The organism is Accumulibacter sp. (assembly GCF_023806625.1).
GTDB lineage: Bacteria > Pseudomonadota > Gammaproteobacteria > Burkholderiales > Rhodocyclaceae > Accumulibacter.
Genome location: NZ_JAMTDX010000027.1, coordinates 80,698 through 95,135, shown reverse-complemented (window position 1 = coordinate 95,135; position 14,438 = coordinate 80,698). Strand labels below are relative to the sequence as shown.

The 14,438-nt window shown below is 67.4% G+C and carries 13 protein-coding genes; 10 read left to right on the top strand and 3 right to left on the bottom strand.

Features of this window, described 5'->3' with window-relative positions; all coding sequences use genetic code 11:
* Positions 1-1,164, bottom strand: a complete 1,164-nt coding sequence (locus tag NFW05_RS05790) for a fatty acid desaturase (RefSeq protein ID WP_295303499.1) — start codon at positions 1,162-1,164, stop codon at positions 1-3.
* A gap of 84 nt (positions 1,165-1,248) precedes the next feature.
* Positions 1,249-2,025, bottom strand: coding sequence for a peroxide stress protein YaaA (yaaA, locus tag NFW05_RS05785; protein ID WP_295303496.1), 777 nt, complete (start codon positions 2,023-2,025; stop codon positions 1,249-1,251).
* A 134-nt stretch (positions 2,026-2,159) separates the two neighbouring features.
* Here yaaA and NFW05_RS05780 point away from each other — a divergent pair, with 134 nt between their 5' ends.
* The 10 genes from NFW05_RS05780 (at position 2,160) to bioD (ending at position 13,058) form a co-directional block, all read left to right on the top strand.
* Positions 2,160-4,190 carry a site-specific recombinase gene (locus NFW05_RS05780; protein ID WP_295303493.1) on the top strand — a complete coding sequence of 677 codons (2,031 nt, stop codon included), beginning with the start codon at positions 2,160-2,162 and terminating at the stop codon, positions 4,188-4,190.
* Positions 4,191-4,363: 173 nt separating this feature from the next.
* A complete protein-coding gene (locus tag NFW05_RS05775; RefSeq protein ID WP_295303490.1) occupies positions 4,364-4,873 on the top strand; it encodes a DUF2934 domain-containing protein in 510 nt (169 codons plus the stop codon).
* Positions 4,874-4,931: 58 nt separating this feature from the next.
* A complete protein-coding gene (locus tag NFW05_RS05770) occupies positions 4,932-5,405 on the top strand; it encodes a discoidin domain-containing protein (protein WP_295303487.1) in 474 nt (157 codons plus the stop codon).
* Positions 5,406-6,008: 603 nt separating this feature from the next.
* Entirely contained in the window at positions 6,009-7,016 is a 1,008-nt protein-coding gene (locus NFW05_RS05765) for a hypothetical protein (protein ID WP_295303484.1), read from the top strand.
* Positions 7,017-7,186: 170 nt separating this feature from the next.
* Positions 7,187-8,362: a DUF2863 family protein gene (locus tag NFW05_RS05760; RefSeq protein WP_295303481.1), complete on the top strand. Its 1,176-nt coding sequence runs from the start codon at positions 7,187-7,189 to the stop codon at positions 8,360-8,362.
* A 15-nt stretch (positions 8,363-8,377) separates the two neighbouring features.
* Complete coding sequence (locus tag NFW05_RS05755; protein ID WP_295303478.1) at positions 8,378-9,709, top strand: adenosylmethionine--8-amino-7-oxononanoate transaminase; 1,332 nt, start codon at positions 8,378-8,380, stop codon at positions 9,707-9,709.
* Positions 9,709-10,863 (top strand): 8-amino-7-oxononanoate synthase, encoded by a 1,155-nt coding sequence (bioF, locus tag NFW05_RS05750; protein WP_295303475.1) that lies wholly within the window; start codon positions 9,709-9,711, stop codon positions 10,861-10,863. The genes NFW05_RS05755 and bioF overlap by 1 nt, the downstream gene beginning before the upstream one ends.
* A complete protein-coding gene (locus NFW05_RS05745) occupies positions 10,860-11,618 on the top strand; it encodes an alpha/beta fold hydrolase (protein ID WP_295303472.1) in 759 nt (252 codons plus the stop codon). Before bioF ends, NFW05_RS05745 begins: the two co-directional genes overlap by 4 nt.
* On the top strand, positions 11,608-12,378 hold the full coding sequence (bioC, locus tag NFW05_RS05740; protein ID WP_295303468.1) for a malonyl-ACP O-methyltransferase BioC: 771 nt from the start codon (positions 11,608-11,610) through the stop codon (positions 12,376-12,378). The genes NFW05_RS05745 and bioC overlap by 11 nt, the downstream gene beginning before the upstream one ends.
* Positions 12,375-13,058, top strand: coding sequence for a dethiobiotin synthase (gene bioD, locus NFW05_RS05735; RefSeq protein ID WP_295303465.1), 684 nt, complete (start codon positions 12,375-12,377; stop codon positions 13,056-13,058). Before bioC ends, bioD begins: the two co-directional genes overlap by 4 nt.
* Before the next feature lie 121 nt (positions 13,059-13,179).
* Here the strand turns inward: bioD and NFW05_RS05730 are convergent, their stop codons facing one another.
* Positions 13,180-14,361: an acetyl-CoA C-acyltransferase family protein gene (locus tag NFW05_RS05730; protein ID WP_295303463.1), complete on the bottom strand. Its 1,182-nt coding sequence runs from the start codon at positions 14,359-14,361 to the stop codon at positions 13,180-13,182.
* Positions 14,362-14,438 lie beyond the last annotated feature (77 nt).

Below are 14,438 nucleotides of genomic sequence, written 5' to 3'. Positions count from 1 at the left end.
TCAGGCCAGGACGTAGCTGCGCAGGCGCCGCGAGAGATCCTGCAACTGCCGGACGCCCGAACTCTCGGCGCGCTCACACCAGTCCTGCAGTGCGTGAAGCACCTGCTCGCGTGAAGCCGTCGACCGCTCCCAGACGGCGACCAGTTCCTGGCGCATCGCGTAGGCCGTGGCCAGCGCACGGCTCTCGCCGAGCAGGCCCTGCAGCCGCTCGCGCAGTTCCTGCGGCACAGACGCCGCATCGGCAGCGAGCCACCGCTTGAGCCCCCGGAAACGCTTTCCGTCCTGCAGCCGGCCGACTTCGTCACGATACATCTGGCGCAACGAACGGGCGTAACGGGCGAGCACATCGTAGCGGTTGATGATCACCGCCTGCACGGTATCGAAATCGACGACCGGTCTCGGCTGCCCTACGCGGGGGCGAGGCGCGACCTTCTTGACCCGCGCCAACCCGACTCCGGCGAGGAGACGGATGTACAGCCAGCCGATGTCGAACTCGTACCAGCGGTTCGACAGACGCGCCGAAGTGGCGAAACTGTGGTGATTGTTGTGCAGTTCCTCGCCGCCGATCAGGATGCCCCAGGGGCAGAGGTTCGTGCTCGCGTCGGGCGAATTGAAGTTCCGGTAGCCCCAGTAATGGCCAAGACCGTTGATCACCCCGGCCGCCCAGAACGGGATCCAGGCGATCTGCACGACCCAGATCGTCGGCCCGGCGACGACACCGAAGACGAGCACGTCGATGGCCAGCATGATGACGATTCCCAGCTTGTGCCAGGGCGTATACAGGTGCCTCTCGATCCAGTCGTCGGGAGTGCCGCGGCCGTAGCGTTCGATCGTCTCCGGGTTCAAGGCTTCCCGAACGTAGAGAAAGACGCCCAGCCAGAGCACCCGGTGGATGCCGTAGATCTGCGGGCTGTGCGGATCCTCGCGAGTCTCGCAGCGCGCGTGGTGTTTGCGGTGCACGGCTGCCCACTCGCGGGTGACCATGCCGGTACTCAGCCACAGCCAGAGGCGGAAGAGATGGGCCATCAGCGGGTGCAGATCGAGCGCGCGATGTGCCTGATGCCGGTGGAGAAAGATCGTCACCGAGGCAATGGTCAGGTGGGTCATCACCAGCGTCGCCACAACATAACCCCACCAGGGCCAGTCGACGAGTCCTCCGTACATGGGCAATCCTCCCGAAGCAGGGCTGCGATTCTAAGCGATTCGCCGGCCCGCGCCAAACCTGGCGCCGCTCCCGGTGCGGCCCGCTCAGGTCTTCTGGCGCCGGCGGAAGACCCAGCGCAGAGGCGTCGACGACTCGCTGCTGTACGCATAGCCGCCACCCGCGAAGTCCTTGAGTCCATGCTCGTCGGCGAGGCGGCTGAGCACAGCGAAGCGGGCCATCAGACCGCGTGCCCGCTTGGCGTGAAAGCTGACCACCCGGAACCTGCCGCCGCTCCAGTCTTCGAAAACCGGCTGGATCAGCGGCGTCGGCAGATCCTGTGGTCTGATCGCCCGGAAGTACTCCTCCGACGCGAGGTTGATGAGCACTCGCCCACCACCATCGCGCAACGCAGAAGCCAGCGCATCGCCGATCCGCCGGCCCCAGAACGCGTAGAGGTCCCGACCGCGCGCGTTGGCCAGACGCGTGCCCATCTCGAGCCGGTAGGGCTGGATCAGGTCGAGCGGCCGCAGCAGCCCGTAGAGGCCGGAAAGGATGCGCAGGCGGTCCTGGGCAAAGCGCAGATCAGCCGGCGGCAGCGAAACGGCGTCGAGGCCCTCGTAGACGTCGCCGTTGAACGCCAGTACCGCCTGTTTCGCGTTCTCCGGAGTGAAAGGCCGGCGCCAGTCGGCGTAGCGCGCCGCGTTGAGCGTGGCGAGCGGGTCACTGATCTGCATCAGGCTGGCCACTTCGGCCGGTGACAGCCTGCGCAGGATGCCGATCAGTTCCTCGGCGTCATCGAGGAACACCGGCTCTGTGCAGTCGGCGATCGTCGGCGGCGTCAGGTAGTCGAGGGTCTTGGCCGGGGAAAGGACGATGATCATCGGTCGGCGAGGCGGCGAGAACGGCTCGCCTGGGATTGTTTGCTAACATGCCCGATTGTAATCGACGCCGCGCGCCCGGCGTGCAGCCAGCGCTCCCGCCGCATCCGGCGGGTACGCCAGTGACTCGAGAGACCATGGAAGAACTCCTCCGCCGTTTCGCCGATCCGAAGGCCGACCCGGAAGACCTGCTGATCCGGCTGGTCGCAGAAATCCGGCCGGCCAAAGCCGGCGACTTCGCGTCGGCGCGACGAAACCTGCAGGCAGTCTGCTACATCCTGGGCAACCAGCCGGCACTGCGCGCGGCCGTGCGCGCCGCGTTCGGCAGCCTCGCGCAGAACTACCGGCACGCCGATCTCTATACCTCGACCGGTATCCTGCCGAGTACCGGATTCGTCTCGGAGAGTCTGCGGCGTATCGGTCATGCGCTGCTTCCCGAAGTCCTCGATCCCGGATTGCTGCGCAGCGTCCTGCGCAAGGCCTTCAACCGATCCAGCGACCGTCACTGGGTTCTCGGTGTCGGCGAGGACGTCTGGATTCAGTTCATCGACGCCCTGCGCTTCGCCGAAACGCCGCCGAGCGAAACGCCGCCGCAGGCACTGGCCGACCTGCTGCGCGCGCTGCGCATGCTCTCCTACTGGATCGCCGCCTGCGGCATGGAGCCCGAGCTGCTGCGCCTCGAGCCGGCGCTGGAGACCTACGAGTCGCCGTTCGTCGCGCAAAACCGGGAAATCCTCGCCTACGTCGACGCCTACCTGAAGAACTGGGGCCAGCCGGCGCCGCCCGAGAGCGACGACCGCCAACTGCGTGTGCTCCTTGCGCAGTGCGCGGCGGTCATCGAACGCGTACGTCGCAACGCCGCGCGCAACGGGACGAGCATCCGCCTGACCTACGAGCTGCTGCGCCTGCGCCAACTGCTCAGGCGCAGCGAACAGCTGCTCGACATTCTTGCCGCACTGCAGAACGACGCACAGGGCGGATCGGTGTATCCGCCGATCGTCAGCCTGTTCACCCAGCTCGTCCGCGACGAATGCCTGCGCGACAACCTCTGGCGCCACTGGCGGCAGAATACCGAGCTGATCGCGCTGCGCGTGACCGACAACGCCAGCCGCCACGGCGAGCACTACATCACGGAAACTCGCGAAGAATACTGGGCGATGGCCCGCTCGGCGATGGTCGGCGGTCTGGTGATCGCCTTCATGGCCTGCTTCAAGATCCTGCTCGCCAAGGCCAACATGCCGCCGCTGACCGGAGCGATCGCCTTCTGCCTGAACTACGGAATCGGCTTCTGCCTGATCCACATCCTTGGCGGAACCGTGGCCACCAAGCAGCCGGCAATGACCGCCAACGCGATCGCCGCGAGTGTCAGCGAAGGCGGCGGCAAACTTCGCGAACTCGAACGGCTCGCCGACCTGATCGCGCGGACCTGCCGCAGCCAGATCGTGGCGATTCTCGGCAACGTCTGTGTCGCCATACCGGTGGCGGCGCTGATCGCGCTGGCCGTGTACGGGATCACTGGCGAGCACTTCACCAGCGCCGACAAGTCGCAGCATCTGCTCGACGAACAGAGCCTCGTGCATAGCGGAGCGGTCTTCTACGCAGCGATTGCCGGGGTCTGCCTGTTCATCGCCGGCCTGATCAGCGGCTACTACGACAATTACGCGGCGTACAACCGCATACCCGAGCGCATTCTCCAGCTCCGCTGGCCAAGACGTCTGCTCGGGGATGCGCGAATGCGACGAGTCGCGGCCTACGTCGGTGACAACCTCGGCGCGCTCGCCGGCAACCTGCTCTTCGGTTTCCTGCTCGGGGGCACGACGTTCTTCGGGCTGCTCACCGGCCTGCCAATCGACATCCGCCACGTCGCCTTCTCGTCGGCCTTCGTCGGGGTGGCGGGTGTTGGCCTCGATTTTGCCCCCGACCCCTGGCTGTTCGTCTGGGCAGTGCTCGGCGACACAGCGATCGGCGTGATGAACCTGAGCGTCAGCTTCGCGCTCGCGCTCGACGTCGCGCTGCGCTCACGCCAGGTCGCCGACTCCCAGTGGAAGCCGCTGGCGCGAGCGGTGCTCGGGCATCTGCAACGGCACCCCAGGGATTTCCTGCTGCCGCCACGCCGCACACCGGCGACGCCGCCTCCGCCTGGGCCCGAAGAGACCCGGGCCTCATGATTCCCTGGTTCGGAACTGCCAGCAGAGCACCGCGAAGAGTCGGCCGCCCGGCGAACCGTCGATTAACCTTGACCGGAACAGATGATTTTCCTATGCTCCACCCGTAGGCAGAAAAGGACGCGTCGCGCGCAGTGCCTGCTGGCGAACACCCCGCGGACACCCCAGGCAAAGGAATGATGATGACCGAAGAGAAGACTACCACCAAGAAAGCCCCGGCCGCCAGGAAGACGAGGACCAGCGCGGCCCCAGCCGACGCCGTCTCGGCGGTCGACGCGCCGGCCAAGACCGCTGCGACGACCAAGGCAGCGCCGACGAGCGCAGAGAAGAAGCCCGCTGCGAAAAAGACGGCTGTCGCCGCGACCCCGGAAGGCGAGGTGCCACTCCCGGTCAGCAGGGCAAGGCGCCGTCCGGCCGAACCGGCCATCGAGGCGCCCGTAGCGCAGGAGCCGGTCGTTGCCGCCGCGGCACCGGTGGCTGAGGCCATCGAAGAACCTGCGCTGACCGCTTCAGAGGCTCCCGCCCACTCAGCGTCGGCCGCACCGGGCGCTGAAGAACGCTACCGGATGATCGAGTCGGCCGCCTATTTCATCGCCGAAAAGGATGGCTTCCAGGGTTGTGCCACGCACTACTGGAGCCTCGCCGAGCAGCAGATCGCCATCCAGCTCGGCGAAGCCGAAGCCTGAACCGGGTTTCGTTTCTGCGGCCCGTGCGAGGGCCGGCAATGGACTACGAGGTCAGGTGATGCGCAAGCGAGTGATCGGCGAGACCCCTCCAGCGGGCGTCAGTGAAGCCACTGATTGGCTCGGGCCGGAGCACGTGGCCGAAGTGGAAGTCAGCTCCGAGGATCCGGCGCAGCCGATCGAATCGGCGCTGGTCGACGACCAGGGCCCCGGCTGGAGAGCCGCCAGCTCGGGAAGGCAGACGATCCGCCTGCGTTTCGAGCCGGCACGCAGACTCGAGCGCGTGCGCCTCGTTTTCGTCGAAACGGGCGTCGCGCGAACCCAGGAGTACCTCCTCCGCTGGTCGTCCGACGGCGGGCGCTCGTACCGCGAGATCGTTCGCCAGCAGTGGAACTTCAACCCGCAGGGATCGACCAGCGAAACCGAGACACATCGCCTCGACCTCGCAGCCGTCGACGTCCTCGAACTGATCATCACCCCCGATATCGCGGGTGGCGGGGCAGTCGCTTCGCTCGCCCAGCTGCGCGTCGCCTGAAAAGCCAGTTTGGCTGAAGCGCCGACTCCGGCGACGTTCCTGCCTTGCCGCCGCCGTCACCGCGGCGGTCCTGCCCGCCGGCGCCGCACGCCACCCGGACGCGTGCCCCCTCGCTGAAATCGCATCCCGACGCAGCGTCTGTCGTCCCTGCCGCGCGGCGCTCCGACGGGCCCGTTCGCCCCGTCGGTCTGGTCCCCGGCTGCGTGTTCGAGGCGACCAGCAAGCGCACCGGGGGGAAGCGACCTGACCGACGACCTGTTCACGGCCCGCGTCACCGACGAGCTCTCGGTCGGCCGCGTCGCCAACGTCGGCTGGCAGGCCACCGCCGATGGACCCGTAATCCTCGGCACGGGAAGCTCGATCGACCTCGGCTCGACCAGCACACCGGCCACCCTCAACGTCGGCCTCGGATCGGGTGCCAGCGGCACCCACCCTGTACTTCACAGACCAGTTCAGCGGCTCTTTTTCGCCGCACTGACGGTCAACCTCGCCTCCGGCCTGTTCGCTTTCGGAGCCAATACCCTGAACATCGGTGGCGGCGGCCCGATCGAAGTGCAGACGTTCAGCCTCTCCGGAGGCCTACTGGCCGGCGACGCCATAATCGTGAATGCCGGTAGCGACTTCCGCTTCACGGGAGGTCGGCTCGACGTGGAGAGCTTCAGCGGCACGCTCGAAGAGGCTGGGGGAACGCTTTCGCCGGGTGACACGGCCGTCGGCACCACGACGATCGACGGCGACTACCGGCTGGCGAACCCCGGCAGGCTCGAAATCACGCTTGCCGGAATCGTGCTCGCCGGCTCCCACGACCGGTTGGTCGTCAATGGCCAGGTCGATCTCGCGGCAGGGGGCCAGAGCGGTGGCGAACTCGACGTCGACCTCGACTTTTCCCCGGCGATCGACGACCGTTTCCTGATAATCGACAACGACGGCAGCGACGCCGTGACGGGCACCTTCTCTGCCTTCGTTGAAGTCAGCAGTTTCGAGGAGACCTTCGGCGACAACACCTACCGCTTCTCGATCTCGTACGCCGCGGGCGACGGCAACGACGTGGAGTTGGTCGTGACCCAGGTCACCGCTCTGGCCGCCCCGCGTGTGCTGGACATCGGCGACCGCATGCCGGCCGGGGTAGAGATCAGTGAACTCACCGACTCGGTCGGCGAGTGCGCCCGTCAGCCACTGCCCTTGGCGACCTGCGAAACCGTGTACGCTGAGCCAGCAGGCAACGGAATCTCCGGCCGGGACGACACAGCGGCGACGGTCCCTGCCCAAAGCGTCCGCGAGGCATCGAGCGCGCCGTCGGCCACGGTGAGTGAGCGGGAGATCGTTTCGGTCGACGGACTGCTTGCCCTGATCTGGAGCAACGATCCGTCGGGAAGCGACCCGATGTCGCTGACCACCATGCAGGGCGAAGCTGGCGGCTGCGTCGAGCCACTTCTCTCCGAAGGCCGTTCGCATGGCTTCCCGGGCATCCCCCCGACGGCCGGCGTACCGCGCGAGACCGATGATTCCGCTGCCTCCACCCCGACTGGTGACACTGGGCCTGGACAGCCGTTGGGGCCGGCCGCAAAGTCGCTTGCCGAGCTGTGCACTGTCGACCTTTTCGTGTTCTGATCCTCGGCAACGTGCACCCCGGGAAACGCTGATCGCGACCCGGGGGCGGGACACCCCGGCCAGCGAGGCGGCAAGAGCGGTAGCGCGACGGCAAGCGGGGAATCTGGTGCCAGCGTCACAGGCGCCGCCTTGGTACAATGACAGATTGACCATCCTGCAGACCCGTGACCATGAAACGCAACCGCCTCTCTTCCCGCAAGCGCATTTCGGCTGACGCGACCGAGCTGAGCCGTCTGGCCATCGGTCTCGCCGACTCGGGCAGCAGGCTCGAGGACCTGTTCTGGCAGGAACGCCTCGGCGAATTGATCGACCGGGTCTTTCAGGACGGAACCGAAGAGGACTTCACGGGCTCGCTGGACCGCCTGTTCGACGCCAATCCGGCAGCGCACGACGGGCTCGCCGACCTGATCGAGGCGCATGCCGAATCCGGGGTCGTGGCCAGCAATGGCCAGGAGTTCGATGTGTTGCTGATCGCCACGCCGGTACTCGCCTGGTCGCGCTTCTCGATTCCGGCGGCGACGATCCCGAAGAGCACGCTGCACACGCTGAAGGTACATCTGGGGGCGCATGTCTGCTCGGCCGGCGCGCGTCTGTCGCTCGCCGACTACCTGTACAGCCCGGACCAGCTGCCGCACAGCTTCGTCGAGACCTGGCAGCTGATGCGCCGGCTCGGGAGCGCCGCGCTCTCGGGCACCGACCTGGTGACCGACGCGTCGACGATGCCCGAGACCAACCGCTTCCTTTCCGACACCCGCTATCTGCTGGGAGCACTGGTGGTTCCGCGCGGCAAGGCGCTGTTCCGCTGGAACGAGGCCGACCGTTGCACGCGCGAAAGCGTGCTCAGGGAGTGGGTGCGTCAGGGCGGTCCGGCTCTCGAATCGCTGCTCACCGGCTGCTCGTACCAGCCGCTGCTCGCCGACGCCTATCATGCTGCCTGCCGATCGGCCGACAGCGCGTCGAGGCCCTATTCGGTCAGTGCCTCGGTCGCTTTCCTGCAGGACGCACTCGGCCTGACACCCGAGAAGCTGCGCGCGGTGGTCGGCGGTTTCCATGATCAGCGCCTCGAGGAATACCGGATCGGCTTCGGCCCTCGCGACGGCGAGGCGATTCATCACGGGGTCGTCTGGCCGTTGCTCGGAGCGGAGGACGAAAACAGCGAGATCAGCGGCGAGATCGAGACGGCGCTGCGCAAGGCCGGCGTCAAGGAGATCGTCGTCCTCGACCAGCGCTTCCCGTACGAGTTCTGCGACGACTGCGGTGCGCCGCTCTATCCGAACGTCGAAGGCGAAACCGTCCACGCCGAGATGCCGGAGGAAAACAGCAGTTCGTCGCCGACGCTCCACTGATCAGCGATCCAGCCGATGACCCGCAACGACGACCTGCTGCGGCGCAGTCTCGCCGCCGTCTGGCACCCGTGCACGCAGATGAAGCAGCACGCCACAGCGACCGAATCGCTACCGCTCGTTCCGGTGGCCAGCGGCAAAGGTGTCTGGCTATACGATTTCGATGGCCGTCGCTATCTGGACGGGATCAGCTCGTGGTGGGTGAATCTCTTCGGCCACGCCAATCCGCGCATCAACGCGGCGCTCCGCGAGCAGCTCGACGAGCTCGAGCACGTCATCCTCGCCGGTTTCACGCATCGGCCGGTGGTCGAGTTGTCCGAGCGTCTTGCGGCGCTCACCGGGGACCGCCTGGGCCACTGCTTCTATGCCTCCGACGGCGCGTCGGCAACCGAGATCGCGCTCAAGATGTCCTTCCACTCGTGGCAGAACCGTGGCCTGTCCGACAAGCAGGACTTCGTCTGCCTGGCCAACAGCTATCACGGCGAGACCGTCGGAGCTCTGGCGGTCACCGACGTCGCGCTGTTCAGGGACGCCTACGCGCCGCTGATTCGCCCGGCAGCGATCGTCGCTTCGCCCGATGCGCGACAGGCGAGAGACGGCGAGACGGCAGTCGATGTCGCTCGCCGTGCCGCCGGAGAACTCGAAGCCCATCTCGAGCAATGCCATCGCACGACCGCCGCGCTGATCGTCGAACCGCTGATCCAGTGCGCCAGCGGCATGGCGATGTACGACCCCGAATACCTGCGTCTGGCCCGGCAGATCTGCGACCGCTTCGACGTCCATCTGATCTGCGACGAGATTGCCGTCGGCTGTGGCCGTACCGGAACCTTCTTCGCCCACCAGCAGGCCGGGATCGCTCCGGATTTCCTGTGCCTGTCGAAGGGCATCTCGGGAGGTTATCTGCCGCTGTCGATCGTCATGACCACCGATGCGGTGTATTCGGCCTTCTACGACGACGCGACGGCCCGCGGATTCCTTCACTCGCACTCGTACACCGGCAATGCGCTGGCCTGCCGAGCCGCGCTCGCGACCCTCGACATCTTCGTCAACGATGCGGTCATCGAGACGAACCGCCGGCTCGCCGGGTGGCTCGCCGAGTGCCTCAGGCCGCTGGGCCGGCATCCGCGAGTCCGTCACCTGCGCCAGCGCGGGATGATCGCGGCTTTCGACGTCCTCGGCGACGACCCGCACTTCTCGCGGCGCTTCTACCGCAGCGCGCTGGCCCACGAAGTCCTGCTCCGGCCGATCGGCAACACCATCTATTTCATGCCCCCGTACGTGATCAGCGAAGACGAGTGCGCATTCCTCGTCGACCGGGCCGGCATCGCGCTCGACGAAGCGCTCGCCTGATGATCTGGGACGAGCTGGACAGCGAGCTCGGAGCACTCGAGCACGCCGGTCTCCGGCGGACTCGGCGCACGCTCGAGCGACCCTGCGGCCCTGAAGCGCAGAGCGGTGGCCGTCGGCTGATCAGCTTCTGCAGCAACGACTATCTCGGCCTGGCCAGCGATCCGCGCCTGATCGAAGCTGCCTGCGCCGGCGCGCGCGCCTGGGGCGTCGGCAGTGGTGCGTCGCACCTGGTCAGCGGGCACCTTGGCGCACACGCCGAACTCGAAGCGAAGCTCGCCACCTTTACCGGGTTTGCGCGCGCCCTGCTCTTCTCGACGGGTTACATGGCCAACCTCGGGGTCGTCCCGTCTCTCGTCGGGCGCAACGATGCGGTGTTCTCCGATCGATTGAATCATGCTTCGCTGATCGACTCGGTCCTGCTCGCGCGCGCCGAGAACCAGCGCTACCCGCACGCCGACCTTGCCGCTCTCGAGGGGCTGCTCGCGGCGAGCCGCGCGCGGCGCAAGCTGATCCTCACCGACGCGGTTTTCAGCATGGACGGGGATCTCGCTCCGCTGCCCGAACTGCTCGAACTCGCCGAGCGCTTCGACGCCTGGCTGGTCGTCGATGACGCCCACGGTTTTGGCGTGCTCGGCCCGCAAGGACGCGGCAGCGTCGCGCACTTCGCTCTGCCGGCGACCCGGCGCCTGGTGTACATGGGCACGCTGGGCAAGGCCGCGGGCGTCGCCGGGGCCTTCGTCGCCGGCGACGCGACGGTCATCGAATGGCTCGTCCAGCACGCACGGACGTATATCTTCACCACCGCCAGCAGCCCGATCCTCGCCTGCGCGCTGACCGCGAGCCTCGATCTGATCGCCGGGGCAGACGCGCGCCGCGAGCATCTGCAGCGGCTCGTCAGCGAGCTGCGCGAAGGGCTCGGCGACACCCGCTGGCGGCTGCAACCCTCACCGACGGCCATCCAGCCGGTGATCATCGGCGACAACCACGAGACGCTTCGCATCGCCGACGCGCTCTTCGAGCGTGGGTTATGGGTCCCGGCGATCCGTCCGCCGACCGTGCCGCGCGGGACTGCGCGCCTGCGGGTCTCGCTGAGCGCGGCGCACCAGGCCGAGCACGTCGCCCGGCTCGTCGACGCACTCCGGGATCTGGCATGAGCGATCCTCGCGAAGCACGGCCCGAGCTCGTACTGGTCCACGGCTGGGGTCTGGGCAACGCGGTATGGCAGTCGCTCGTCGGACCGCTGGCGGAAGGCGGCCGGTTGCAGCTCGTCGATCTCCCGGGCTACCCTGGGTCGGAAGCGAGCGCTCCGGTCGACTTCGACACGGCGGTGAAAATGCTCCTCGACTCGATCCCCACTCGAGCCAGTCTCTGTGGCTGGTCGCTCGGAGGAATGCTCGCCCTGCGCGCCGCGGTGCTCGCGCCCGAGCGGGTCGCCGCTCTGCTCCTCGTCGCGACGACGCCGAGCTTCACCCAGCGCGCTGACTGGTCGGCAGCCCAACCGCGTGCAGTCGTGGACGCTTTCGCTGAGACCGTCGAAGGTCATCCGGCGAGGACGCTGCAGAGATTCGTCAGCCTCATCTGCGAGGACGACGCGCAGGCGCGGCCAGTCGGGCGCCAGCTGCTCGCCGCCCTGCGCGCCGCGCCGTTGCCGGCGAGCGCATGTCTGCACCGGGGACTCGACTGGCTGCGCGACGTCGATCTGCGCTCGCTGCTGACCCGGGTCACCGCACCCACGCTGCTGATCCATGGCCAGAACGATCGCCTGACTCCGCTGGCAGCGGCGAGGCATGTCCTGGCGAGGATCCCCCGGGCAAGGCTCGAGGTCTTCAGCGGCGCCGGACATGCGCCGTTCCTCGCCGACCCCGCACGCTTCGTCCGGCTTGTCGGCGCCTTCCGCGATGAACGCTGACTCCGCGAAACAGCGCGTCCGCGAGTCGTTCGAGCGCGCCGCAGTGTCGTACGACCAGGCCGCCGTCGTTCAGCGACAGGTCTGCGAACGGCTTCTCGCCGGGTTCACCCCGCCAGCGCCCCCGACGGAAATCCTCGATGCCGGTTGCGGCACCGGCCACGGGATCCGTCTGCTGAGCGAGCGCTGGCCCGCTGCGCGAATCACCGCCGTCGATTTCGCTCCAGCGATGCTCGCCTTTGCTCGCCGCGAGCCGGCAAGCTGCGTCGCTGCAGACATCGAAGCGCTGCCGTTCGCCCAGGCGAGTTTTACGACCTGGTGGTCCAACCTGACCGTGCAGTGGTGCTCCGCGCCGCACGCGTTCGGCGAGGCCAGGCGTGTGCTGCGCGCCGGCGGAAGCCTGGCGCTGAGTACGCTCGGCCCGGAGACCTTCGCGGAGTTGCGCGAGGCTTTCAGCGGCATCGACCGCCACCGGCACACGCTGTCGTTCAGCGAACCCGAGGTCATCGCCACGGCGCTCGGCAACGCCGGCTTTTCGACGATCCGCCTGCATCGCCAGACGATCAGGCTGCACTACCCGGACCTCAAGGCACTGCTCCGCGCGGTCAAGGACATCGGCGCCCACACGGTCGGCGACGATGCGCGCGTCGGCCTGCTCGGTCGGAGTGCGTGGCAGCGCGTGCAGGTCGCCTACGAACGACACCGCACGCCTGAGGGACTACCGGCCCGTTACGACGTGATCCTCGCTTACGCCCGAACATGAAAGAAGGCCACGGCTGGTTCATCACCGGCACCGACACCGAGATCGGCAAGACCTTTGTCGCCTGCGCGCTGCTCCATGCGTTGCGCAGCACCGGCCTGAGTGCCGTGGCGATGAAACCCGTTGCCGCGGGCTGCGACGAGGACGGCCGAAACGAAGACGTCGAACGCCTGCTCGGCGCGTCATCGCTCGAGCCCGCGCACGAACTCGTCAACCCCTACGTCTTCCGGCCAGCGATCGCGCCGCACATCGCCGCCGAGGAAGCTGGCACGATCATCGAACTGCCGCGGATCGTCGGCGCGTTCGATGCGTTGGCGGCGATGGCCGACGCGGTCCTCGTCGAAGGAGTCGGTGGCTTCTGCGTACCGCTCGGCCCGACGAGCGACACGGCCGACCTCGCCGAACTACTCGCGCTGCCGGTGATCCTCGTCGTCGGCATGCGCCTCGGCTGCATCAACCATGCGCTGCTCACCCGCCAGGCAATCGCCGCGAGACGGCTCCAGCTCGCCGGCTGGGTGGCCAACCGGATCGATCCGGCGATGTCACGGTTCAGCGAAAATCTGCGCGCACTCGAAACGCGACTCGCCGCGCCGCTGCTCGGCGTCGTCGAATACGGCACGACGCCCGAACGGGCTGCTCGAGGACTGCGCGTTCCCGATCCCGCCGGCCACGCGCGGGCCTGAGAACCCGGAAGGCTCCTCGGGCGCAGCGCTTGCGCGGCCTGTGGCGGCCGCGGCAAACCCCGCGACGGCCGGAAACGGGCTCCCGCCCGCCCGACCGCGGCTGGAACGATGCGCCCGCCGATCAGGCGCGTTCGAAGATCACCGCGATTCCCTGGCCACCGCCGATGCACATGGTCACCAACGCGTACCGACCAGCGATGCGCTGCAGCTCGTGGATGGCCTTGGTGGCGATGAACGCACCCGAGCAGCCGACCGGGTGTCCGAGAGCGATCGCCCCGCCGTTCGGGTTGGTCTTCACCGGGTCGAGCCCGAGCCCCTTGTTGACCGCGATCGCCTGCGCGGCAAACGCCTCGTTGGCTTCGATGACATCCATCTGATCGAGCGACAGGCCGGCCTTGCGCAACGCCAGCCGGGTTGCCGGAATCGGACCTTCACCCATCACGTCGTTCGGCACACCCGCCACCGCGTACGACACCAGCCGGGCGACCGGGTTCTGACCCGCGCTCTGCGCCACGTCGGCCGCGGCGAGCACCAGGAATGCCGCGCCGTCGTTGATTCCCGAGGCATTGCCGGCGGTCACCGTGCCGTCACGCTGGAAGGCCGGCTTCATCTTGGCGAGGGTTTCGATCGTCGTTCCGGGCTTGACGTGCTCGTCGGTGTCGAAGACGACTTCCCCCTTGCGCGTCTTCATGACGATCGGCACGATCTGGGACTTGAAACGCCCCTCGGCAATCGCCGCCGCAGCACGTCGTTGCGACTCGACGGCGAAGGCGTCCTGCTCTTCGCGGCTGATGTTCCACTTCCTGGCGAGGTTCTCGGCGGTCACCCCCATGTGACCGACGCCGAACGGATCGGTCAGCGTCGAGACCATCATGTCGAGTGCCTGCGTATCGCCCATCCGCGCACCCGAGCGCATCGCCGGAAGCATGTACGAGCCGCGCGACATCACCTCCACACCACCGCCGACGCCGTAATCCGCGTCACCGAGCATGATGTTCTGCGCCGTCGTCACGACCCCTTGCAGACCCGATGCGCACAGGCGGTTGACGGCCATGGCCACCGACTCCATCGCCAGCCCTGCCTGAATCGAGGCCACACGAGCGACATAGGCGAAGCGGGCGTCGGTCGGAATGCAGTTACCGACGGTCACGTAAGTGATCTGTTGGGGGTCGACGCCGGAACGGGCGATCGATTCCTTCATCACCAGTCCGGCAAGCTCGTGCGGCTCCATGCCGGACAGCGCCCCACCAAAGGTGCCTATGGCCGAACGGACGGCGCTCAGTACGACGACTTCTCTGCTCATCAAGAAACTCCTCTCACAAATCGATCAACCGCCTACCGCATTGGCAAGCCCCATCAACAGCAGAAACTGAAGCACCC